Annotated in this window: 16 protein-coding genes; 6 read left to right on the top strand and 10 right to left on the bottom strand. The window is 68.0% G+C overall.

What is annotated here, in order from left to right; all coding sequences use genetic code 11:
• Positions 1–26: 26 nt before the first annotated feature.
• From AC6LJW_RS16795 to AC6LJW_RS16765, 7 genes are all read right to left on the bottom strand, one after another.
• Entirely contained in the window at positions 27–2,861 is a 2,835-nt protein-coding gene (locus AC6LJW_RS16795) for a PAS domain-containing protein (protein WP_498087807.1), read from the bottom strand.
• 22 nt (positions 2,862–2,883) lie between these two features.
• A complete protein-coding gene (locus tag AC6LJW_RS16790; RefSeq protein WP_498087806.1) occupies positions 2,884–4,908 on the bottom strand; it encodes a C1 family peptidase in 2,025 nt (674 codons plus the stop codon).
• 26 nt (positions 4,909–4,934) lie between these two features.
• Positions 4,935–6,389, bottom strand: a complete 1,455-nt coding sequence (locus AC6LJW_RS16785) for a peptidoglycan recognition protein family protein (protein ID WP_498087805.1) — start codon at positions 6,387–6,389, stop codon at positions 4,935–4,937.
• A 230-nt stretch (positions 6,390–6,619) separates the two neighbouring features.
• Entirely contained in the window at positions 6,620–8,887 is a 2,268-nt protein-coding gene (locus AC6LJW_RS16780) for an FdhF/YdeP family oxidoreductase (RefSeq protein WP_498087804.1), read from the bottom strand.
• Positions 8,888–8,904: 17 nt separating this feature from the next.
• Positions 8,905–10,212 (bottom strand): chloride channel protein, encoded by a 1,308-nt coding sequence (locus AC6LJW_RS16775; protein ID WP_498087803.1) that lies wholly within the window; start codon positions 10,210–10,212, stop codon positions 8,905–8,907.
• 127 nt (positions 10,213–10,339) lie between these two features.
• Positions 10,340–11,563 carry an amidase gene (locus AC6LJW_RS16770; RefSeq protein WP_498087802.1) on the bottom strand — a complete coding sequence of 408 codons (1,224 nt, stop codon included), beginning with the start codon at positions 11,561–11,563 and terminating at the stop codon, positions 10,340–10,342.
• A complete protein-coding gene (locus AC6LJW_RS16765) occupies positions 11,560–12,552 on the bottom strand; it encodes a Bug family tripartite tricarboxylate transporter substrate binding protein (protein WP_498087801.1) in 993 nt (330 codons plus the stop codon). The genes AC6LJW_RS16770 and AC6LJW_RS16765 overlap by 4 nt, the downstream gene beginning before the upstream one ends.
• Positions 12,553–12,672: 120 nt before the next feature.
• Here AC6LJW_RS16765 and AC6LJW_RS16760 point away from each other — a divergent pair, with 120 nt between their 5' ends.
• Positions 12,673–13,578 (top strand): LysR family transcriptional regulator, encoded by a 906-nt coding sequence (locus AC6LJW_RS16760; RefSeq protein ID WP_498087800.1) that lies wholly within the window; start codon positions 12,673–12,675, stop codon positions 13,576–13,578.
• Here the strand turns inward: AC6LJW_RS16760 and AC6LJW_RS16755 are convergent, their stop codons facing one another.
• Both AC6LJW_RS16755 and dkgB read right to left on the bottom strand, forming a co-directional pair.
• Complete coding sequence (locus AC6LJW_RS16755) at positions 13,579–14,703, bottom strand: alkene reductase (protein WP_498087799.1); 1,125 nt, start codon at positions 14,701–14,703, stop codon at positions 13,579–13,581.
• Positions 14,704–14,721: 18 nt separating this feature from the next.
• On the bottom strand, positions 14,722–15,525 hold the full coding sequence (gene dkgB / locus AC6LJW_RS16750) for a 2,5-didehydrogluconate reductase DkgB (RefSeq protein WP_498087798.1): 804 nt from the start codon (positions 15,523–15,525) through the stop codon (positions 14,722–14,724).
• Positions 15,526–15,647: 122 nt separating this feature from the next.
• Here dkgB and AC6LJW_RS16745 point away from each other — a divergent pair, with 122 nt between their 5' ends.
• On the top strand, positions 15,648–16,550 hold the full coding sequence (locus AC6LJW_RS16745; RefSeq protein WP_056565248.1) for a LysR substrate-binding domain-containing protein: 903 nt from the start codon (positions 15,648–15,650) through the stop codon (positions 16,548–16,550).
• 97 nt (positions 16,551–16,647) lie between these two features.
• Positions 16,648–17,559, top strand: a complete 912-nt coding sequence (locus AC6LJW_RS16740) for a DUF4261 domain-containing protein (protein WP_498087797.1) — start codon at positions 16,648–16,650, stop codon at positions 17,557–17,559.
• Between the two features lie 25 nt (positions 17,560–17,584).
• Here the strand turns inward: AC6LJW_RS16740 and AC6LJW_RS16735 are convergent, their stop codons facing one another.
• Positions 17,585–20,278, bottom strand: a complete 2,694-nt coding sequence (locus AC6LJW_RS16735) for a winged helix-turn-helix domain-containing protein (RefSeq protein ID WP_498087796.1) — start codon at positions 20,276–20,278, stop codon at positions 17,585–17,587.
• Between the two features lie 180 nt (positions 20,279–20,458).
• Between AC6LJW_RS16735 and AC6LJW_RS16730 the strand changes: the two genes are divergently transcribed.
• The 3 genes from AC6LJW_RS16730 to AC6LJW_RS16720 are packed head-to-tail and all read left to right on the top strand — an operon-like array spanning position 20,459 to position 24,212.
• The gene (locus tag AC6LJW_RS16730; protein WP_056565240.1) at positions 20,459–21,685 is read left to right on the top strand and encodes an ABC transporter substrate-binding protein; all 1,227 of its coding nucleotides are present in this window, start codon (positions 20,459–20,461) and stop codon (positions 21,683–21,685) included.
• The gene (locus tag AC6LJW_RS16725) at positions 21,682–22,794 is read left to right on the top strand and encodes an alcohol dehydrogenase (RefSeq protein WP_498087795.1); all 1,113 of its coding nucleotides are present in this window, start codon (positions 21,682–21,684) and stop codon (positions 22,792–22,794) included. The genes AC6LJW_RS16730 and AC6LJW_RS16725 overlap by 4 nt, the downstream gene beginning before the upstream one ends.
• Positions 22,791–24,212, top strand: coding sequence for an aldehyde dehydrogenase family protein (locus AC6LJW_RS16720; protein ID WP_498087794.1), 1,422 nt, complete (start codon positions 22,791–22,793; stop codon positions 24,210–24,212). Before AC6LJW_RS16725 ends, AC6LJW_RS16720 begins: the two co-directional genes overlap by 4 nt.
• Positions 24,213–24,238: the final 26 nt, after the last annotated feature.

The raw sequence follows: 24,238 nt of genomic DNA, 5'->3' as shown, positions 1-24,238 counted from the left end.
GATGGCTGTCTCATGATCCGGATGGCCTAGCCGGCCCGCAGCGGCAGGATCAGCGTGAACGCGCGCCACGGCGGCGTGACGGACTCGTAGGCCTGCGGCGGCGCGAGCGGCGCATCCGACAGCGGCGGGTCGGTGACGAGCGCGCCGCCGTGGTCGATCACGGTTTCCTGGATCTGGGTGATGGCGATGCTGGCGCCGTCGTGCGCGGCGCGCTCGGCGTTGAGCAAGGCGTCGTCGGGCACGGCATGCGCCGGCGGATCGGACTCCCACATCTGCTCCTCGCTCAGGCCGAAGCGGATCGTGCAGCCGTCCGGCCCGGTGTCCAGGTCCACCGTGACACGGGCGTCATCCGCGTTGCGGCACCGCAGGAGGTAGTCGATCATCGAGCGGAATGCCGCCGTCAGCGCCTGCGCATCGCCGGACACGGCCGGGCCGTCTTGCGACGCCGTGTGGTTCGTGAGCGCGATCCGGCGCTGGTCGCGGGCGGGTAAGGCGGTCACCACGTCCTGCAGGCGCGCGCCCAGTTCGACGTCGCTGTGCGTGGCGTGCGTGCGCCGCCGCGATTCGCTGGCGCCGGCCAGCCGCTCAAATGTGATGTCGGCCTTGCCTATCTCGGCCACGATGCGTTGGCTCAGGTCCTGGGCCTGCGCGGCGACGACTTCCGCCGGTGTGCCTTGGCGCGCGTCGTCGTGCAGCAGCACGGTCTGCGAGGTCAGGCTGCACGCCAGCGACAACGAGGTGCGCGTCTGCCGGGCCACCTCGGCCACGGTCTCGCGCAGATAGCGCAGGTCGCGCGCCCAGCCCAGATCCGCGATGTCGGTGAAGAACCAGATCGACATGTCCAGGCTGGGATCCAGGTCGGTCCGCGTGGCCAGCACGGAGCGCGGCTGGCCGGTGCTGTCCAACAGCTCGATGCGCTCGCGCTTGACGGTAAAGGAGGAGGTCAACACGCCCAGCGTCGCTTCGTCGCCCGCAATGGCGTAGTCGGTGATCGACGGCGATTCGGTCAGGCTGCGCCCGCGGCGGGGTTCCGCGCCCAGCATGTCGGTTGCCACGCGGTTCATCTCGATGACGGCGCCCTCGCGTCCCACAAACACCACGGCCTGCTCGGTCTCCGCCATGAGGCTTTGCTTGGTCTGGCTGAGCAGATGCTGGGCCAGACCCTCTTCCAGCGACGCGATGATCTGCAGCAGGTCGCCGATATCCGGGCCCTTGAAGGCGTGCGAGACCGACGATTCCACATCAAGCAGCCACCGTATCCGGCCGTTCAGATGGATGGGTACCGTCATGGCCGAGCGCAGCGGCCGCTTCGGTCCGCCGTAGCCGTGCTGCGCGTAGACCGGGTTGCCGATGTCGTCCACCGCCAGCAGGCGCCCTTGCGCCAGCGTGGCGCCCAGCATGCCCTTGTCGGTGGGCTGTTGATAACCGGGCGGCAGCGCGTAGGCCGGCGCCAGGCTGTGCTGGGTGACGACCTCGAATCTGTCTTCCTGGCGGTTGACGCGATACAGCGCCACGTGTTCCCACAAGAAATGCTGCGCGAGCTGGACGATGATCTCGTCGGCGGCCTGGCGCAGCGAGGCGGCGGCCATCACCTTGCGCCGCAGGGAATCCGCAAACTCGGCGCGCTCGTCGTCGCGTTCCTTTTCAAAGCGCATCAGCACGGGTTCAAGGTCCAGGGCGCGCAGCATCTCCAGATGGCGTTCGCCGTATGCGCCCGGCTGGCGCGAACACAGGCTGAGCGCCGAGCTGTAGCCGCCCGCGCGCGTCACGGGCAGCGTGACGGAGGCCTCGATGCCCAGGTCCTGGTAGCAGCGCACGACCTCGTTGCCGGGTTCCGGCATGTTCTTCCGGACGAACGTGCCGATTTCGTCCACCCAGGTTCGGCCGGAATCCAGGAAGGCGCGTATCGTGGGCGGCAGGTCCATCCAGCGCGCGGGCCACAGCTCCACGCCTTCCGGGCGCACGGCGATCGCGCGAAACAGCGACACGTCGTTGCCGTAGATGCCGAAGACCGCATGTTCGAACGGGATGAGCCGCCGTATCTGTTCCAGGATGCGGTCCAGCTTCGTGCGCCAGCCGCCGACCGCGGGGTCCAGGGCGATGCGCCGGATTTCGTCGCGGGCGGATTCCAGCGTGCGCGACTGGATGACGGCGATCACGCCCAGCAGCTGGCCGTTGGGGGCGGGATCGGGCGTCATGACCAGCTCGAACTGCCGGTCGGCGTCGTCCGGCACCGGGATGGCGATGGTCACCGCGACCATGGCATCGCCTTCCGTGTCCTCCATGCAGCGCACGATGGCGCGCTGCACCGGTCCGCCGTCGGACGGCCGGAAATGCGCCGCCAGCCGGGTGCCGTACAGGGCGTCACGCGGCAGGCCCAGCGTGCGCGCGGCCTCGGGGTTGGCGAAGCGGATCACGCCCTGCATGTCCAGCCGGAACACGGCGTAGGGGGTACGTTCGAAACGGTGGGCCTCGGCCTCGCGGAACGGCATGCCGTCATTGACCAGCACGATGAGTTCGCCGCTGTCCAAGGTGCATAGCGGAATGAGCTGCGCGGGCACGCGCGCGCCGCCGGCGCGTCGATACACGACGTCGACGGGGCCGTCTCCCATGCGCAGCGGCTTGGCAAGACCGTAGACCTGGCTGACGTGGCGGCCGACGAGCGCATCGCGCGCCAGCGGCAGCACGCTGCTCGCCGCCACGATCTCGCCGGTGGCGGCCAGCACGAGGCAAGGCACGCCGACCTGGGACAGCACGCGCGCAACCTCGGCGGGCTCGCCAAAAAGGGAGAACTCGCGCAGCGCCCCGTCCTGGGAAAGCGCCGGCGCTTCGGGATAGGGTTCTGGCTCCATCTCTGTCATGACAAGACCTCTTCACCCGCCGTCAACGCTTGATGAACGCGATGACCTGCTGTTGCGTGCCCTTGTCGTTGTCGAATCCGCCATGCGTGCTGGAGGCCACCGGCGCCACGCGGGCGGTGGCGGAAGGGCTGCCGGCCGGCGAGACGTGAACCGCATCGCACGGAATGGCCGCCTCGCGAAAGTAGCGTTCCATGCCCAGCAGCGGCGTGGTGGTGCCGCCTTCAAACGATTCGCTGACCAAGTACAGCAGCGAGCGCCGGTACGGCCCGCAGGTCGGGTCGTCCTCTTCGGCGCGATCCGACAGATGGAACTGCTGGTAGCGCTTCACGCGGCTGCCCAGGTGCGGCACGACCAGATCCTGGAAGGTTTTCATCGTGACGGCGGGCGCCATCAGGCTCAGCGATTCCAGCTCCCCGCCGTCCGCCGTCAGGCGCTTGACGAAGTGGCTGGCGACGATGGCGCCGGCCGAATGGCCCACGATGTGCAGGCGCACGCGGCCGCGCGCGACATGCGTCTTGAAGTGCTTGTACAGCAGGATCATCGCGGCCTCTTCGCCGCCATTGATGGCTGGCTCACTCATGGCTTCGGCGTTCTGCTTCATCTCGCCCCAGATCACCGTGCCGGGGCGCGCCAGCCAACGTTCAAGCCGCTGGTTCCACCAGCGTTCCAGCCGCTCGCCGATGCCGCCGGTGGTGCGCGGCACGTTGCTCGCCGCGTCGCGGATGATGTTCTTCACGGTGCTGATGAAATCCGTTTCCCACATCAGGAAGACGGGAAAGATCTGGCTGTCGTAAAGCAGCGGGATCCATTCGGCGGCGGCTTCGGCCGCGTCGTTCTCGCCGACCAGGCCGCCGTGCGCGTAGACGCAGACGTCCATCGGCTTGTCCTTCAGGTTCCAGCGCTCGCGCGCGGCGGCCATGTGGACGTCCACGATGGCGCGCAGGTCGTCCGGCGTGGTGCGAAAGGCGCCGCTGTTGCTGAGCTTGCCGTTATTGCCGACGTTGACGATGAAAGGCGTGAGCTCGCGGTCGCGCAGCACCTTGCCGGCGGCAAGGGTCACCTTCTGTCCTTCCGTGCGCAGGCTGATGCTGTTGGCGATTCGATCGTGCTCGTGCGTGACCACGCCCAGCTGCACGACCCAGCAGTCCATTGCGTTGCGCAGCCAGTCGTCGTAGGTCAGCACGGCCATGCCGTACGTGCCCCATTCCTCGCCCCACGAGTTCTGGATCAGAAAGCCGTCCTGCGTGTAGCCGACGATGACGAAGGCGTGGCCCTGCATCGCCATGTCCTGTCCGGTGGATGGGATGACCCAGAACGGCCGGCTGACGGGCGTGGGCTCGTCCTCGTGCGGCGTGACGCCGTGGCCGTCGTCCCAGCCGTCGTGGCAGCCCGCGCTGGCGTACAGGATGCCGACTTCGTTCAGCGCAGCGTGCATCTCGACGATGCTGCGCGTGTCGATCCGGTAGTAGGCGCCCAGCGGCCGCTTCACCGCGTCCAGCCACCAGTCGTCTTCGGGGCGCTTGGCCGCCGGCGGCATGTCGATGGTGGGGAACAAGCCCTGGGCGCAGGCGCCGTGCCGGAACCAGCCCTTCAACGCGCCGCGCAGGCTGGAGCCGCTGTCGTCGACCGATCCCGGAAACTCGTCGTAGCGCCGCGCCATCGAATACAGCATGTAGGGCGAGATCGCGGGGCGCGTATCGCGCTCGGATTTGCGCAGCAGGTATTCGACCACCGTGGAGAGCGCAAAGCCCGTGCAGGCCGAGGTTTCGCCCTGGTGCTTCACCGTCAGTCCCATCACGGGAATCATCTCCACCTTGGGCGTGACGGAAATGTTGGGCCGAAACAGGATGTCGCGCGCGTCGAAGGCATCGGGCTTGGCGGACCGCTCGAAGGGCCGCGCCGACGGGGCATCATCCTGCTTGCGGCGTTTGCGGGCCTTCGGGGCCGGATCTTCCGGGGCCGCGGCGGACGCTTGCGCCACGCGCTTGCTCTTCTTCTTTGGCGCGGACTTGGTTGCCGTGCGCGCTGCCGCCTTTCGGGTCGCCATGTCGTTCTCCCAATGCCGGCGGCCGGCTAGGACGCCAGCTTCAAGCTGGCGATGTAGCGGGGCGCGTCGGCGGCCAGCTTGGCCTCTACGTCGTCGCGCAGCTGTTCATACAGGGCGGCGTTCAGCGTCAGGCGCTGCGCGCAGGCCCAGAAGTTCACCTGGCGCGCACCCCACTGCGCAAACAGGAAACGCTTGCGGCTGTCCACGGCGCGAAAGTAGTAGGCGCCCAGCGCCATCGACAGCCCGCCGCCGCGATCGCGCTGCACCGCGCCCAGCTGGAAGTTGCCGCCCGACTGCGACGACGCGTGAAAGTCGAAGAGCTTCACGGTGTCGTCGTCTTCGGCCAATTGGCCCAGCGCGGCCACGGCCTGGTCCAGCACCGCCAGCTGATCGCGCCGCGCGACGGCCAGCAGCAGGTCGACGGCCACCTGATCCATGCGGAATTCGCGCTCGTCTTCCTCGTGATGGGTAAAGCTCATCTGCCCGCTGGTCCAGCCCAGGTTTTCCAGCACTTCCACGTAGGTCTGATACCAGGCCTGCGACTGCGTGAATCGGTCATGCGCGGCGCTGGCCGCGCGTTGAGCCAGTTGCAGCGAATACAGCACATCGCCGCGTTCCTGTTCCTGCAAGCCCGATGCAAACGACAGCACGCTGCCGGCGTTGATGCTGGCCTGCGGCGCCTGCCGTGCGGTCTTGCCTGCGGCGCCGGCACGCAGCACGGCGCCCGAGCGTTTGGCGGGCGCGCGCCGCCGTGCGACCGGCATGCCGGGTGGCTCCAGCGTCTGCACCGCCAGATCGTTCAGGTAGCCGTGGATACCAACCGCGTTGACGCCGTGGTCCGGCATGGTCGAGGTGGGCGTCGCGCTCTTGGATGCGCGGCGAGCAGCCGGGCGCGGCGGCGGGGCGGGCGACACCAGCGCGCCGTCTTCGGAAAACGTGGCGGCCAGGATGAAGTCGGCTTCCGCCGCGGAATAGGCGGGATCCCAATGGGAGTTCTCGGGGACGTGGCAATGGCCGAAGTGGCCGCTGGCCGAATCCCAGATGGCCGGGTCGCGGTTATGGCCGCCCGGATCCTTGCCGTTCTTGGCGGGCAAGGGGCGGCCCGACGGCCATTTGCGGGGAATGTCGTGCTGCTGTTCGATCCAGCGGCACAGGCGCGCCACGTTGGTCAGCGCGCGGCTGTCCTTGGGCAGATGCGCGAATCCCACCAGTTCGATCTGCACCGCCGAATCCCGGTTGGTCTGCACGCCGCCCGCATCGTTGCGCAGCGCCCGCGCGCCTTCGGCGGTGTCTACGTGCTGGAAGATGGTGGTGGCGTCGACCGTGAAGTGGGGGTCGGAACGGTTGCGGCGGAACGCATCCATCGCACCCTGCGCGGTGCTGCCTTCCGTGGTGTGATGGACGATCTTGAAGGGGCCGCCAAGATGAGGCCCGGACGAGCCGGAAATGGGTCGCCACGTCGCAAACGGACATCGTGCCATCGATGGTCTCCTGGGCACGGGCGCGGGTGTTCTTGGCAAGACGACATGACGACGATGATGCGGCGCCCCTTCCAGGGATATATATGCGGACCTCATCCGCCTCGCTAGTAGCCGAAAGTATTAATCCTTGAATGTGCAATGGTGCTTACGCATCATCTGGCCCCGGTTGCGCTCGTCCAGAGGGATGAGGCGCGGCGTCCGCGCCGCCCGCCGGACGCATGCTGCGGCGATCAGGCCGCTTTCTGGATTCGCACCGGGATCGACTTGTAGCTGGGCGTGCCGCTGGCCGTGTCCTGGTAATCCAGCGGGCAAAGATTGTTGGCTTCGGGGTAGTACGCGCCCACCGAGCCCGCCGCGATGTCGTGCCGGACGGCCGTCAGCCGCAGCCGCCGGTGCGTCTGGCCGGGCAGGCTGGTGATGATGTCGACCTCGTCGCCGTGCGCAATGCCGTGGCGCGCCAGGTCGGACGCGTTCATGAACAGCACGTCGCGGCGGCCGAACACGCCGCGGTAGCGGTCGTCCAGGCCGTAGATGGTGGTGTTGTACTGGTCGTGGCTGCGCAGCGTGGTGAGCCGCAGGATGTTGCCTTCGACGATATCCGGATCTTCGCGCAGGTCCGCGAACGGAATGAACTCGGCCTTGCCCGACGCCGTCTTCCAGATGCGCTCGGTGGGCGGCAGCGGCAGGCGGAAGCCGCCGGGGATGCGGATGCGTTCGTTGTAGTCGCGGAAATCCGGGTAGATCTTTTCGATCAGGTCGCGGATGCGGTCGTAGTCCTCGATCAGGTGCGCCCAGTTGACGCGGCTGTGCGGCAGCGTCGCCTGCGCCATGCCGGCGATGATGGCCGGTTCCGAACGCAGGTGCGGTGAGGCGGGCACAAGCTTGCCGCGCGAGGCATGCACCATCGACATCGAATCCTCGACCGTGACCGATTGCGCGCCGCCGGCCTGCACGTCGCTTTCCGTGCGGCCCAGCACCGGCAGGATGATCGACGCTTTGCCGATCAACAGGTGCGAGCGGTTCAGCTTGGTGTTCAGATGCACGGCCAGATCCAGTTGCCGCATGCCGCGCTCGCAGGCCTCGGTGTCGGGCAGCGCGATCGCGAAGTTGCCGCCCAGGCAGATCAGCGCCTTGGCGCGGCCCGCAGCCATCGCCTTCATGGCTTCGACCGCGTCATGGCCGGTCCGGTTTGGGGGCCGGAAGCCGAAGGTCTGTTCGACGTGGTCGAACATGGTGCTGTCGATCTTCTCGGTGATGCCGACCGTGCGGTTGCCCTGCACGTTGGAGTGCCCGCGCAGGGGACAGATGCCCGCGCCCGGCTTGCCGAAGTTGCCGCGCATCAGCAGCAGCGCGGCGATCTGCTGCACGTTGCTCGTGCCCTTTTCGTGCTGCGTGATGCCCATGCCGTAGGTGACGATGGTGGCGTTGGAACGCGCATAGGCCTCGGCCACCAGTTCCAGGTCGCGCCGGCGCAGGCCGCTGGCCTGTTCGATGTCGGTCCAGCTCGTGGCGTCCAGGTCCTGCGCGAAGGCCTCGTAGCCGTTGGTGTGCCGCGCAATGAATTCGTGGTCCAGCGTGTTGCGCCCGCCGCGATCCGCGTCCATCAGCGCCTTCATGATGCCCTTGAGCGCGGCGGCGTCGCCGCCGACCTTGACCTGGTAGTACGTGGAGGCGATGGCCGTGGAGCCGAAGGTGCCCATCTCGATCGGGTCCTGCGGATCGGCAAAGCGTTCCAGCGAGCGCTCGCGCAGCGGGTTGAACACGATGATGGGCACGCCACGGCGCGCGCACTCGTGCAGGGTGCCCATCATGCGCGGATGGTTCGTGCCGGGGTTGTGTCCCATCGAGATGATGAGGTCGCATTTGTCGAAGTCGTCCAGCGACACCGTGCCCTTGCCGATGCCGATGGCCTTGGGCAGTCCGACGCTGGTGGCCTCGTGGCACATGTTGGAGCAGTCGGGGAAATTGTTGGTGCCGAACTCTCGGGCGTACAGGCTGAAGAGAAATGCGGCTTCGTTGGACGCGCGGCCTGACGTATAGAACTCTGCCATGTCCGGGTCGGGCAGGCTGGCAAGCGTCTGGCCGATGCGCGCGAACGCGGCGTCCCATTCGATGGGCTGATAGGTGTCGCTGGCGGTGTCGTAGGCCAGCGGATGGGTCAGGCGGCCCGCGTTTTCCAGGTCGTGGTCGGTCCAGGTCAGCAGTTCGGTCACCGTGTGCGCGGCGAAGAACTCGGGCGTCACGCGCTTGCGGGTGGCTTCCCAGGTGACGGCCTTTGCGCCGTTTTCGCAGAATTGGAATGTGGACGTATGCGCCTTGTCGGGCCAGGCGCAGCCGGGGCAATCGAAGCCGTCGGGCTTGTTGGTGCGCAGGAGCAGCACGGGCGCTTCGGCAATGCGCATCTGGTTGGCCACCGCCTGCGCGGTCGCCTTCAGGGCGCCCCAGCCGCCCGCCGGGGCGTCGTAGCGGTGGATGCCAATGGGTTTGCCTTGGGTCATGCGGGTCTCCGGGAACTTCAGGATGCGTTGCGCGCGGCGGCGGCAGGGGCGGCGGCAAGCCGGTCGCGGCGGGCCGCGCAGTAGCGGCTCGTCAGCACCGAGCCGGCCACCGCCACGATGATGGGAACAAGAAAGGCCTGGTCGACCCGGGTGAATTCCAGGATCAGCACCACCGCGGTCAGCGGCATGCGCATCGACGAGGCCAGAAAGGCGGCCGCGCCCACCACGGCAAACGCGCCGGGCGGCGAGTCGGGCCAGGCCATGCTCCACAGCCCCCCCAGCACGACGGCAAGCGACGCGCCGACGGCGATGGCGGGGGTGAGCAAACCGCCCTCCGCGCCCGCGCGCAGCGTGCAGGCGACGACAACCACCTTCATCACGGCCAGCGTGGCGGCCAGGGCGATGGTCAGCTCATTGTCGAAACTCAGTTGCGCCGGGCCCTTGCCGTTGCCCAGCAGCGCGGGCAGATAGATTGCAAGCAGGCCGAGCAGCGTGAAATTGACCAGGCAGGCCACGGGCAGTTGCCAGCCCCGGGCGGCCTTGGCGCGCGCTGCGGCCGTCAGCCGCTGAAAACCGTGGGCCGCGCATCCGAACAAGGGGCCGGCAACGATGGCCCAGGCCACCAGGCTGGCGCTGATCTGCATGGCGGGCACGGCGTACTGGATGTCGTTGCCCAGTCCCGCCCATGCCACCACCGCGCCAATGCAGCAGGCGATAAGCGCTGCGACCACCGCAGGCCAGGCGAACGATCCCAGCAGCACCTCCAGCACGAACAGGGCCGCGCCGAGCGGCACGTTATAGACGGCGGCCAGCCCCGCGCCGGCGCCACAGGCGATGACGATCCGGTGCTGCGCGGGCGGCAGCCGCAGCAGCGCGGCCAGCCGGCCGCCGGCCAGCGCGCCGACTTCGCGCGGGGCGACCTCGCGGCCCAGTGGCGAGCCCAGCCCGACGGTCACGATCTGCAGGATGGCGTGCGCCATGGTCGTCGCCGGGGGCATCGCTTGCGTGGTGTCTGACACCGCCTTCTTGACGCTGACCAGGGGACGGCCATAGCGATAGATCATCCACCATCCGCCGCCGGCCGCCAGGCCGCACAGCACCAGCGCCAGCACGCGGCGAGGTCCGCTGGCGGCCTGCACGCCTTCAAGGAATGTTTCGTGACTGATGATCTGGCCGCCGCCGTAGCCGTAGGCCAGGTGCTGGACGGCGTGCAGCAGCATGCCGAGCAGCATGCCGCCCAGCCCTGCGAAGAGGCCGGTCAGGACCACCGCGAGAAGAAACCGCGGTCGCAGCCAGGACGGATCATCGGACGTTGGATCGTTCATGCCAGGACGGGCTCCCATCGGGTGGTGCGCCGGCGCATCGGGCCGCGCGCTGCGATGAGGCAGTGTAGGGCCCGATCCTTTCATTCCGGCCACGTCGGGCCGCAAACCCATACCAATTGGTTAGGGCTTAATCCCGAATTCTCTCGGGCGCGCTCAAAAAGGCGCCCCTGATGACGCAATGCAGTTGCCGCGCCCATCCGAGCAAGGCCTGGTCTTCGTCGGTCCGCGCAACCCACTGCACGCCGACCGGCAGGCCATTGTCCGCGCAGCCCGTCGGCAGATGCAGTGCCGGCCAACCCAACAGCGACCATATGCGATTAAAGAGGGACGAGCCGGTGGATCGCACCCCCTCGGGCGCTTCGGACGGGGCGCTGGGCGTGATGATGAAGTCCACGTCGCCGAAACGCGCCTGCCACTCGCGGGCCAGCTGCACGCGGCGGTGCTGGAGCGCCACGTACTCCGCGTACGGAATCGCCAGCCCTCGGTCCACCGCCGCACGCAGCGCCGGCGACAGCAAGCTGCCTTGCGCGCCGAGCGCCACCGGCAGCAGGCCGCGCGCCAATTCGGCGAGCATGGTCTGCGAATGGATGTGCAGCAGTGTCTGCAGATCCCCATCCACTTCCGGCGCGGTAATGTGGGCGCCCTGTTCCCGCAGGACTGCCGCGCAGTCATTGAGCGCCGTTCGCGCGGCGTCACTCAGGTCGCCGATCGCGCTTGCGGTCACCAGTGCGACGCGCGGCGCGCGATCGGGACGCGGTGCGGCCGAGCCCGGCAGCAGCACCGAGGCCACCAGCTGGGACTGCTCCACGTCGCGCGTGAACCAGCCGATGGTGTCCAGCGAGTCGCACAGCACGTGCATCCCTTGCCGATGCACCCGGCCGAAAGTGGGTTTGAAGCCGACCACGCCGCAAAAGGCGGCGGGGCGGATCATGGAACCGCCCGTTTGCGTCCCCAGCGCCATGTCGACCATGCCCGCGGCGACCGCCGCCGCGGATCCGCTCGACGAGCCGCCCGGCGTATGCGCCGGATTGCGCGGGTTGCGGGTCGGCCCCGGCGTGACATACGCGTACTCGGCGGTTACGGTCTTGCCGATGGGCACGGCGCCAGCGGCGCGCAACTGCGCCACGCAGGTCGCGTCTCGCCGCGCGGGCTCGGCCGACTCAGCGGCGGAGCCCGAGCGGGTGGGCAAGCCCGCGACGTCGATCACATCCTTTACGCCGAACCCCGCGCCCGCCAGCCCGCCCGTCCCGGACTGGGCAACCGCGCTTTCATCGGCCAAGCAGACCCAGGCCTGGACCTGCGCATCCCCCGCCTTGCTTCGGGCAAGGGCTTCCTGCGCTGCCAGCATCATTGGACCTTGATCTGCTTCTGTTGGATGAGCTGCGTCCAGCGCGCGTTTTCGCTGGCGATGAAGGCCTGGAACTGTTCCGGCGTGCCGCCTGCCACCTCACCGCCTTGCGACTCCACCACGGCGCGGTACTGCTTGTCCTGCAGGGCGCGGTTGATGTGGTCATTCAGCGTCTTGATGACATCGGGCGGCGTGCCTGCCGGGGCGATGACGCCGAACCAGTTGGAGACGACCATATCGGGCATCCCCAGCTCCTTGAAGGTGGGTACGTCCGGCAGGCCCGGCGCGCGCTTGTCCGCAGCCACCGCCAGGATCCTGATGCGGGCATCGGGTCCCGAGGCGTGCGGCAGGAACAGGCTGGGCAGTTCGATGTAGAAGTCCACGTTGCCGGCGATCAGGTCGTTCACGGCGGGCGCGCCACCGCGGTAGGGCACGTGGGTCGCGTTCGCGCCGGCTTGCTCTTTGAACAGCTCGGTGCTCAGGTGCGACGCGCTGCCCGCGCCGGTGGACGCGTAATTGAGCTTTTCGGGATTGGCCTTGGCGTCACGCACGAGCGCGGCCGGGTCGGCATAGGGAGATTTGCTGCTGACGCCCAGCGCCATCGGGCCCAGTTCAATCAGGGCCACGGGCGCGATGTCCTTTGCCGGATCGAAGGGCATCGTATAGAGCGCCTTGTTGACCGACATGGGCGCGAAGTTGCCCAGACCGATCGTGTAGCCGTCCGGCTTTGCCGAGGCGATCTGCGCCGTGCCGATGTTGCCGCTTGCGCCCGGCTTGTTGTCGACCACGACGGGTACGCCCAGCGAATCGCTGAGTCTCTGGGCCAACTGGCGCGAGCGCGTGTCCGAACTGCCGCCCGCCGCGTACGGCACGATGAACTTGATGGCCTGGTTGGGATAGGCCGCTTGCGCCAGGGCGCCGGGTGAGGCAAGGCACAGGCTGGCGGCAAAGGCCCCGGCCAGGAACTTGAGGGTGAAGGAGGCAGCAGGCATGGCATTTCCCTTGTCATGGAGGCCGTCGTCCCGGCCCGTTGATTGTGAGCGCATAGTAGGAAGCCGCCATTAGGATGTCTAATACCTTATTCTCCCGCTATTGATTCGCCAGGAAAATAAATGCTCATCGACAGCCGTCTGCTCCAGGTGTTCGCCGTGGTCGCCGAAGAGCTGCATTTCGGGCGCGCGGCGCAGCGCCTGCATTTGAGTCAGCCTCCGTTGAGCCAGAGCGTGCGCAAGCTCGAGGAAGAGCTGGGCGTGCAGCTTCTGGAACGCACCACGCGCACGGTCAAGCTGACCGCGGCCGGCGCGGAGCTGCAGCGCCGGATCAGGCAGATGGCGGTCGAGCACGAGGCCACGGTACGGCACGTGCGGCAGGCGGCCAGCGGCGAAGCCGGCCAGCTGACAATCGGCCTGACGCCCAGCGCGGCCTATTCGAACGTGCCGCAGGCACTGTTCGTGTTCCGGCAGCGTTTCCCCGGCGTGGTGCTGGACCTGCAGGAAATGAATTCGAGCGAGATGCCCGAGGCGCTGCATCAGCGGCGGTTGGATCTGGCGCTGCTGCGCCCGCCGTTTGCGGATGCGGACCTGTCACCCTTGCCGCTGTTTTCCGAGCCGATGGTGCTCGCGCTGCGGCGCGGCCACCCGCTCGCGAGCAAGCGCTGGGTGACCATGGAGCAAGTGTTGGACCTGCCGCTCGTGGGTTATGCGCGCGACCGGTCGCGCTACTTCAGCCAGGTGCTGCGGCAGATGGTCGAAGCGGCGGGCAAGCCCGCCAACATCGTGCAGGAAAGCATGATCCCCACGATTCTGACCCTCGTCGAAGCGGGCTTCGGCGCGGCGGTGGTGCCCGCGTCGCTGGCGCGGATGCGCATGGATATCCTCGCGTACGTGGGCATCCGGGGGCGCGGGGCCTTCCGCGCGGAACTGGCCGCCGCACGCCATCCCGATCACCGGAATCCCGCGGTGGATGCCTTCGTGGCGATCATGCGGGAGACCAAGCAGCAGTCCCGCGAGCCGGCGTAATCATGACGCGGGCGCCTGCCGCGCGTTGAACGCCGGATAGTCCGTCAACCCGCGCGCATCGCCGCCGAACAGGGTGTTCCTGTCATGCTCGGCCAGCCGTTCGTCGTGACGCAGGCGCTCGGGCAGGTCGGGGTTCGCCACGAACGGACGGCCGAAGGCAATCAAATCCGCCCAGCCGGCTTGCAGCGCATCGCGGGCGCGCTCGGCCGTGTATTTGCCGGCGTAGATGAGCACGCCGGGATAGACGCGGCGTAGCGCCTCTTTGAAGGACAGCGGCATGTCGGGGGCGTCGTCCCAGTCGGCTTCCGCAATATGGATGTAGCCCACGCCGATCTCGCCCAGGCGCTTGGCGGCCGCGGTGTAGGTGGCGACAGGGTCCGCATCCACGCAGCCGTTCAGCGTCGTGAGCGGCGCCAGACGGATGCCGACGCGGGCCGGGTCGCCCAGCGTCTCGACCAGCGCGCGGGCCACTTCATCCAGGAAGCGGATGCGGTTCTCCAGCGAGCCGCCGTACGCGTCGGTACGGTTGTTGGCCTCGGAATCCAGGAACTGGTTGACCAGATAGCCGTTGGCGGCGTGCAGCTCCACGCCGTCAAACCCCGCGGCGATCGCGTTGCGCGCGGCCTGGCGGTATTCCTCGACAATGGCCTGGACTTCCGCGGCCGACAGCGCGCGCGGCGCCGAGGCCTGCACGAAGTTGGGGCTGCCGTCCTCGTTCTGGATGAAGACGTTGACGCCCTCTGCCTGAATTGCAGAGGACGACACCGGCGCCTGCCCGCCGAGCAGGCTGGTGTGGCTTAGCCTGCCCACGTGCCAGAGCTGCGCGTAGATGCGGCCGCCGGCGGCGTGGACGGCGTCGGTCACGCCGCGCCAGCCCGCCACCTGGGCGGGGGTGCACAGGCCGGGCGTGCCGGCATAGCCCTTGCCCATCGGCGAGATGTACGTGCCTTCGCTGACGATGAGGCCGGCGCCGGCGCGCTGCGCGTAGTAGCGCGCCATCAGCGCATTGGCGCAATCGCCCGGCTGCGTGGCGCGCGAGCGCGTCATCGGCGGCATGACGATACGGTTGGGCAGCGTCAGGCTGCCCAGCGCCAAGGGTTGGAACAGCGGATCAGTCGTGTGCATGGTTCGGTCCCCTTCGGTTCAATCCCACGTTGCGGCCAACCCTTCCGGGCTGACTTCGCGGCCATTGCGTTCCAGCGCGGCGATCTGCGCCATGTCTTCGTCCGTCAGGCGCAGGTCCTGGGCAAGCAGGTTGCTGGCCAGGTTCTCGCGCTTGGTGGACGAGGGGATCACGGCATAGCCCAGTTGCAGCGCCCAGGCCAGCGCAACCTGCGCGGGCGTGGCTTCGTGGCGCTGCGCGATCTGGCCGATGACCGGATCCTTGAGCACCTTGCCGTACGCCAGCGTCATGTACGAGGTGACGTGAATGCCCTGTTCCTTCAGGAAGGCGGTCAGCGTGCGGTTCTGCAGGTAGGGGCTGAGCTCGATCTGATTGGTGGCGATCTCATCGCGGCCGACGGCGGCGATGGCGGCGCGCGTTTCCGCGATGGGGAAGTTGGAAATGCCGATCTGGCGGGTCAGGCCCTGCGACTTGGCGTCGGCCAGCGCAGTCATGAATTCGTCCACGGAAACGCCGTTGTCCGGCGCGGGCCAGTGGATCAGCGTCAGGTCCACGTAGTCGGTGCGCAGCTTGGCCAGGCTGTCCTTCAGGCTGGGGACGAGCTTGTCCTTCGCGTAGTTGGGCACCCAGATCTTGGTGGTGATGAACAGGTCTTCGCGGGCCACGTTCGATTCGGCGATGGCCTGGCCGACGTCGGCTTCGTTCTCATAGATCTGGGCGGTGTCGATGGCGCGGTAGCCGACGTCCAGCGCGTTGCGCACCGAATCGACGACGGTCTGGCCTTGCAGACGGAAGGTGCCAACGCCAAAGGCGGGAATGCTCATGTAAAACTCCTGGGGGTGTGCGTGGCCGAACGTGCGGCGTTCGGGAATGGACGTAGTGTGCCTGCCGCATCCTTGCGGAAAAATACCGGTATGGGCGAAATACTTTTGATAAAACGTCAAATATGAAAACGACCCTCGACGAAATGCAGGTCTTCATCGCCATCGTGGACAGCGGCTCGATCACCGCCGCCGCCGACGTGCTGGGCCAGACCATCTCCGCGACCAGCCGCACCATGAGCCGGCTGGAAGAAAAGCTGCAAACCACGCTGATGCGGCGCACGACCCGGCGCCTGGCGCTGACCGAAGAAGGCAAGGCCTACCTGGAGCAGGCGCGGCGGATCATCGCGTCGGTCGAGGAGGCCGAAGAGTTGATGAACCTGCGCCGCAACCAGCCCGCGGGCCTCCTGCGCGTGGATGCGGCGTCGCCCTTCATGCTGCACGTGATCGCGCCGCTGGTGCCGGCCTATCGCAAGCGCTATCCGCAGGTGGAACTGGAGCTCACCAGCAACGAAGGCAACATCGACCTCTTGGCGCGGCGCACCGACCTGGCGTTTCGCATCGGGCGGCTGAAGGATTCGTCGCTGCACGCGGTGGCGCTGGGCACGAGCCGGGTGCGTGTGCTGGCCAGCCCGGGTTATCTGGCGCGGCACGGCACGCCGCGGCGCGCAGCGGATCTGGCCTCGCACGTGCTGCTGGGATTTGCCCAACTGGAACCGCTGAACGAATGGCCGCTGCTGGATGCGGACGGGCAGCCGGTGCATATCAAGCCGCAGGTGCGCGCTCACAGCGGCGAGACGCTGCGCCAGCTTGCGCTGAACGACGGCGGCATCGTGTGCCTGTCCGACTTCATGACGCGCGGCGACCGCGCAAGCGGTGCGCTGCAGCCGCTGTTTGTGAAGCAGTTGCTGGAAGAGCGGCAGCCGATCAACGCGGTGTATTACCGGAACACCGCGATCTCGTCGCGCATCAAGTCCTTCATTGATTTCGTGGTCGAGACGGTTGGGACGCGCGGATTCGAGGAATAGCCGGCCCGCGAAGATGTATCCAATGGCGACCTCGGCGATGAATGCGCCGGCGGGGTCCTTATACTGTCCCCGTTTTTATTTCGAACCTTGGATACGTATGAGCATCTTCTCCCGTTTCTTCGGCCGCAAGGAAGAACCCACCGGCGCCGCCGACCCCACGGATTCCACCGCCTTGCTGGCAAATCCGGACATCGCGCAACCGCTGAGCCTGCAAGTCCTCTTTGCCGCGCCGCTGGCGATTTCCGAGTCGGCGCTGGCTGAAGCGCTGCGCGCCTACCACCCGACCATGAAGGACGCCCGCGCCGAAATCGCGCCCGACATGCCGGAATTCCTGGGCATGGCCGGCTGGGACAAGCACGTCGTGCGGCTGGTGGGCTTCAATGCGCCCTATCCCAAGGACGCGCTGGAAACCTGCGTGGCGCCGTCGCACTATCCGGCCACGTTGAAGGATGAGGTCCGCGCGCATGTGAGTCACGTCATCCTGTATTACGCGGGCTACGAAACCGATCCGCTGGAGCAGTACGTGGCGCTGGCCGCAGTGGCGGGGGCGTTGGCCAATTTCAAGGCGCTGGCGGTGCTGAACGAGCATGCGCACACGTCGCTGCCCGCCGGCGTGTTTGCCGACGAGTCGCTGGGCGACGAGAGCATGGAACTGTTGCGCACGCTGCCGCTGAACATGCTGTATTGCGGCTTCGTGAAATACGAGGTGGAAGGTGTGCAGGGCGTGTGGATGCGCACCTATGGCGCCGATGCGTTCGGCCTGCCGGATTTTGCGGCGCTGGCAACGGGCCATGACGAGGGCGAGATGTACTCGACCATGTTCAACAACATCATGAGCTACATGCTGGAAAGCGGCGCCGTACTGGCCGCTGGCCACACCATGCAGATCGGCGAAGACGCCTACATGAAGCTGCGCGAACCGGCCAAGGAAGAGTATTACCTGGATGGCCCGGGGCAGGTGTTGGTCGCCGAGATCATCACGGCGGATCAGATCAACACGCCGGAGTAAGCCACGGAGTGCGTCACGGGGTACGTCACAGCAGGCCCGCGCTGCGGGCCCGCGCCACCGCCTGCGTCCGGCTGTCCGCACTGAGCTTGACGTTCAGGTGGCGCAGGTGCGTGCGCACGGTGCTCTCCGACACGAACAGTTGCCGCGCGATGGCGCTATTGGAATGGCCCTCGGCCAGAAGGCGCAGCACGCGCAGTTCCTTGGGCGTGAGGCCTTCCACGCCGGGCGCCTCGCCCACGGGGGCAATCGGCGCCGCCGGGTTCAAACGGGCCTGCGCCAGGTAGCGCTGCCACCACGCGCGCGCGCCGTCCGGCGCCAGCCATGCACTGCCGGCCGGCGACGCGGCATGGCGCTGCAACAGGCCGGCCAGCGTCGCGCCCTCGTCCACCAGCACGCGGCACAGGCCTTCGGATTGCGCCGTGTGCAATAGCGGCGCAAGCTGCGCCGCCGCCGCGCCATCGTCCTGCATGCGCGCCAGCGCGACCGCGCGAAACAGCTGAAGCTTGTACGCGCGCCGCACGCGCTGGGCGGCCAACGCCTTTGCGATGTCCTGATCCAGTTCACGCAGCGCGGCGGCGGGATCGCCGTCAAAAGCCGCGCACCGCAATCGTCCCAGCCGCGGATACAAGAGGTCATTGGCCGGCAGCCGCAGTGCTTCCACGCGGCGCCACAGGTCCGCGTCGTCCGCGCGCAGCAGTTCGTCGCGCGCGGCGTGCGGATGGCCCTGCATCAGCAGCACGCGCGCGCGCTCGACGCGGGCGCTGGCCGCGATGCGCGGCAGGCCGCGCTGATGGCCCAGGTATTCCAGTTCGCCCAGCAGGTAGAAGGTCTGCTCGGGATCGCCTTCGTAGAACGCCACACGCGCCTGCATCAGGTAGCCCAGGATCAGGTGGTCCGGCAGCCCGACGTCGCGTCCGAGCGGCACGTACACCTGCAGCAGCCGCGCGGCCTGCGCGAGGTCGCCGGTCTCGTAGACCCACGCGGCATACAGCACGCCGGCCCAGGCGTTGCCGTTGGCCTGTCCGTACGCGCCCTTGCGCGTGGCCCGCACCGCCATCCGAAAACGCGCGCCGGCCTGGCGCATGCGCCCTTCCTGCAGGTCGATGATGCCTTCGACCGCTTCCGAGTACATCAGGTTGAACGTGCTGGCGCTGCGGCTCTGCGCGCGCCGCGCGGTGTCCAGCAGTGCGCGCGCCTCGTGGTAGCGGCCCAGTACGGCGCTGACGTTGGCCATGGCGTTGGCCAGCGCGGTATCGGTGAACGACAGTGCGTCGCCCAACGACGCGACGCTGGGCAGGCCGGCGGCGTAGGCTTCCTCGTGGCGATCCATCATCGACAACAGCAGGGGTTGCAACGCGCGCACGTGCGCCTGCACCGCGGGATCGGCGCTGCCGGCCAACTTCAGGTCTGCCATCAGCGCAGCGGCCTCGCCGGGACCGCGCGTGAAACAGGTGGCCCACACCTGCATGGCCTGCAGCAACGGCCGCGTGGCGAGTACGGCCGCGGGCAGCTGGCCCAGCCAGCGCGACAGCAGGCGCATCCGGCCCTCGGCCAGCAGCGGCTCGGCGTGCGTCTGCAACAGCGCCAGCGCGCGGCCGAAGTCGCCGCCGTCGATGGCGTGGTCAATCGCTGGTACGGGCCGGCCCTGCGTCTCGTACCAGCGCGAGGCCGCAAGATGCAGGTGTGCGATGTCGCCGGGCGCCTGCGCGCGCAGCTGCGATTGCAGGTAGCTGGCGAACAGGCTGTGATAGCGGTAATGGCGCTCGTCGGCTGCGGTGCGCGTGAGCAGCACGTGGCCGTCTTCAAGTTGCCGCAGCAGGTCCGCGCAGTCCATGTCGGGCACAAGGGCCTGACACAGCGGTGCGCTGAGCTGCTTGAGAATGCTGGTGCGCAGCAGGAAGCGGCGCAGCGCGGGCGTCTGGCTGGCAAGCACGTCCTGCGCCAGATAGTCGGCCACGGATTGGTCGCTGCCGGAGAACCGTTCGATGAACGCGGCGGCGGACGGCTGCCGCGCGAGCGAGGCGGACGCCAGGCACAGCGCGGCCGCCCAGCCCTCGGTCTTGCGATGCAGCAGTTCGACTTCGGCGGACGTCAGCATGGGCTGGCGGCGCGCAAAGAACTGGGTGGCCTCGTCCATCGAAAAGCACAGCTGCGCGGCGTCGATCTCCAGCAACTGGTTGGCCGCGCGCAACCGGCCCAGCGCCAGGCCGGGCGAATGCCGCGAGCCGATCAACAGCCGGCCGTGCGCGGGCAGGCGTCCGATCAGGTCCTGCACCAGGTCCAGCACGGCGGGGGCGGTGATGGCTTCGAATTCGTCCAGCACCAGGGCAAACGGCGCCTCGTGCGACGCCACGGCCTCGACCAGCGCCAGCGCCAGCGTGTCCTCCGAATCGCGGGCTGCGAACGCCGGACTTGCGCCGCCGGACAGTGTGCCCAGCGCCGCCATCAGGCAACGCAGAAAGCGCGAGAGGTCGTTGTCGGCGCGGTCCAGCGTCAGCCAGGCGGTGCGCATCGGTCCGGCCTGAAGACGCGCCTGGCACTGCGCCAGCAACGTGGTCTTGCCGTAGCCTGCGGGACCGCGCGCCACCACCACCTTGGGTCCTTCCGGACGGCAGATCGCCTCGCACAGCGCAAGCCGGGCGACATGGTCGCCATGCGCGGCCGGGGCATTGAGCTTGCCGCTGGCCAGCGCCTGTTCCATCGAGAACGAATGACGCATGGGCTGCCTGTTCAGGGACTGCGGTTTGCGGGGATCGTTGCGGGAAAACCCGCGATACGCACGAAAAATCGTCGCTTTGGACGAAGGCGAAATCGCGTGCCTACGATACAAAAGGACGCTCCCCGGAGCAATACGCACACCGCCGCAAAGACGGCGTAAACCGATAACGGAGACAAGTCCATGGCAATCCCCAAACTGACGCTCGCGCTGGCGGGCGCGATCCTGGCCGCAAGCGGCGCGCACGCGCAAAACGCGGCGGCCCCCGTGAAGATAGGCATCATGGCCGACATGAGTTCGGCGTACTCGGACATCGGCGGCAAGGGGCTGGTCGAGGCCGCGCGCATGGCGGTTCAGGACTTTGGCGGCTCGGTGCTGGGCAAGCCGATCGAGCTGGTCTTCACGGACGGCCAGAACAAGGTGGACGTCGCCAGCGCCGCCGCGCGCCGGTGGTTCGACCAGGACGGGGTGGACATGATCACCGACCTGCCGACGTCCGCGCTGGCGCTGGCGATCAGCGAACTGGGCCGCGAAAAGAAACGGGTTGTCATGGTGACCAGCGCATCCACGTCCGAACTGACGGGCAAGGCGTGTTCGCCCTACACGGTGCACTGGACCTACGACACCTACGCTCTGGCCAACGGCACCGGTGCGGCCGTCACGGAACAGGGCGGCAAGAACTGGTTCTTCATGACGGCGGACTATTCGTTCGGCTACGCGCTGCAGGGCGATGCATCGGCGGTGATCGAGCGCAACGGCGGCAAGGTGCTGGGCGCGGTGCGCTCGCCGCTGAACACGCCCGATTTCAGCTCGTACCTGTTGCAGGCGCAAAGCTCCAAGGCCGGCATCATCGGCCTGGCGTTGGGCGGCAACGATGTCATCAGCGCGATCAAGCAGGCCGCGGACTTCGGCATTGGCCGGCCCGGCAGTTCGCAGCGCCTAGTGGCGCTGCTGGCGTTCCTGTCCGACGTCAAATCCATCGGCCTGCCGCTGGGCCAGGGGCTGCTGCTGACCGAAGCCTTCTACTGGGACCAGAACGACGCCACGCGCGCGTGGTCGCAGCGCTTTCAGGACAAGGTCGGCCGCAAGCCCACGATGACGCAGGCGGGCACGTATGGCGCCGTCACGCACTACCTGAACGCGGTCAAGGCCGCGGGCACCAAGGACGCCGACGCCGTCATGGCCAAAATGCGTGAGATGCCGATCAACGACTTCATGACGAAGGACGGCAAGCTGCGCGTGGACGGCCGCGTGGTGCGCGACATGTACCTGTTTGAAGTGAAGAAGCCCGCGGACTCCAAGGGCGAATGGGACCTGTACAACCAGGTCGCGGTGATTCCGGGCAACGTGGCGTTCCGTCCGCTCGACAAGGGCGGCTGCGCGCTGGCCAAGTCCGGGGGCGCGGAATGATCAGCTATCAGGTCACGGCATTTGGCGAACCGCTGACGCGCGCCGAACGCCCCACGCCCGCGCCGCAAGGCAGCGAGGTGCTGCTTCGGGTGCTGGCCGCGGGCGTGTGCCACACCGACATTCACACCTGGGAAGGCTCGTATGACCTGGGCGGCAGCAAGCGCTTGAGCATGCAGCAACGCGGTGTGTCGCTGCCGTTGACGCTCGGCCACGAGACCGTGGGCGAAGTGGTTGCCACGGGGCCGGACGTGCCCGCAAACGTGCAACCGGGGCAGCGCTACCTCGTCTATCCCTGGATCGGCTGCGGCGACTGCAAGGTGTGCCGCCGCGGCCGTGAAAACCTGTGCGCATCGCCGCGCTTTCTGGGCATCTTCCGCCCCGGCGGCTACAGCGATCACATCGTGGCGCCGCACGCGCGCTATCTGGTGGATATCGGCGAGCTGCGCCCCGAGCAGGCCGCGCCCTATGCGTGCTCGGGCCTGACCACGTACAGTGCCATTCTCAAGATCCCGCAGGACGTGCTGGCCGAGGAATCGGTGGTGGTGATCGGCGCGGGCGGGCTGGGGCTGATGGGCGTCACGCTGCTGCGCGCGATGGGCTGCGGCAACGTCGTCGTGGTGGAGCCGGACGGCGCGCGCCGGGGCGCCGCGCTGGCCGCGGGCGCGCATGCGGCCATCGACGCCGGCGCAGCCGATGCCGCCGCGCAGGTGGGGCAGGCGGCGGGCGCGGTGTGGGCCGTGATCGACTGCGTGGGCGCGGCCAGCACGGTGCAGTTGGGCCTGGATCTGCTGACCAAAGGCGGCCAGCTCATCCTGGTGGGTCTTTTTGGCGGGGAGCTGACGTTGTCGCCCGCGCTGGTGCCCATGCGCGCCATCAGCATCGAAGGGTCGTATATCGGCAACCTGGACGAACTGCGCGCGTTGATGGCGCTGGTGCGCGAACGCCGGCCCATTGCCATTCCCACCGCATGCCGCTGTCTGGATAACGCGCAGTCCGCGCTGGCGGATCTTGCCGCGGGCCGCGTGGTGGGACGGCTGCTGCTCGGTCCCGCCGCCGGCACGAAACCCCATGCATCCCCGGTCACTCTTGAACAGGCAACACAACCATGAGCATGAATCTGGATTCCGATTACACGATGACGGTGAACGGCCGCGCGGAAACGTCGCCGCAGACCTTCGACGTGCTCAACCCTGCCACCGAGGAGCGCATCGCGGCCGCGCCCGATGCGTCGCTGGACCAGTTGAACGCCGCCATCGCGGCGGCCCGCGCGGCGTTCGGCCCGTGGCGCGACCGGCCCATCGGCGAGCGCCAGGCGGCGTTGCGCAAGCTGGCCGATGAACTTGAACAACACGCCGACGGCTTCATGCGTCTGTTGACGCGCGAGCAAGGCAAGCCGCACGCGGACGCGCGCGCCGAGGTTGGCCGCTGCGTCGCATGGCTGCGCGCCTTTGCCGCGCGCGACCTGCCGGTGGAACATCACGACAGCGGCGCGGGCCACCGGTTCGAAACGCGGCGCGTGCCTATCGGCGTGGTCGCCGCCATTGCGCCGTGGAATTTTCCGATGACGCTGGCCATCTGGAAGATCGCGCCGGCGCTGCTGGCCGGCAATACGGTGGTGCTCAAGCCCTCGCCGTACACGCCGCTCACGTCCTTGAAGATGGGCGAACTGTTTCGCGGCCTGCTGCCACCCGGCGTGTTGAACGTGGTCAGCGGCGGCGACCGCCTGGGTCCGTGGCTGACCGAGCATCCCGGTATCGACAAGATCGCCTTCACCGGCTCCACGGTGACCGGCCGCCGCGTCATGCAAAGCGCATCAAGCCGGCTCAAGCGCGTGACGCTGGAGCTGGGCGGCAACGACGCGGCCATCGTGCTGCCCGATGTCGACGTCAAGGAGACGGCCGCCAAGCTGTTCTGGGGCGCGTTCCGCAATTCGTCGCAGTATTGTCTGGCGACCAAGCGGCTGTATGTGCACGAGTCCATCTACGACGCCTTCGCTGACGCGCTGGCGGGCGAGGCGGCCAGCGTCGTCGTGGGTGACGGTTCGCAGCCCGGCACCGGACTTGGTCCCATCCAGAACCGCGCGCAGTTCGAACGCGTCAAGGACCTGATCGCCGACGCGCACCGGACCGGCGTGCGCTTTCTGACGGGGGGCGAGGTGCCGGAGGGCAAGGGCTACTTCGTGCCGGTAACCATCCTGGACAATCCGCCCGACGACGCGCGCAGCGTGGTGGAGGAGGCTTTCGGGCCGGTGCTGCCGCTCTTGAAGTACCGCGACATCGACGAGGTGATCCGCCGCGCCAACGATACCGAGTACGGATTGGGGGGATCGGTGTGGTCCAAGGATGTGGCGCTGGCGCAATCGATTGCGCGGCGGCTGGAGACCGGCACCGTGTGGATCAACCACATCCACGTCATGTCCCCCGACGTGCCTTTTGGCGGGCACAAGCAGTCTGGCGTGGGGGTGGAAAACGCGCTGGACGGACTGCTGGAATACACCAACACGCAGACGGTGTCGGTGCTGGTGTAGCGGGAACGGCCGGCGCCGCGAGACGC

Source organism: Achromobacter sp. 1012554356, from assembly GCF_059760815.1.
Note: the sequence above shows the minus strand (reverse complement) of the source record. Positions and strands in the feature narration are given on the sequence as shown.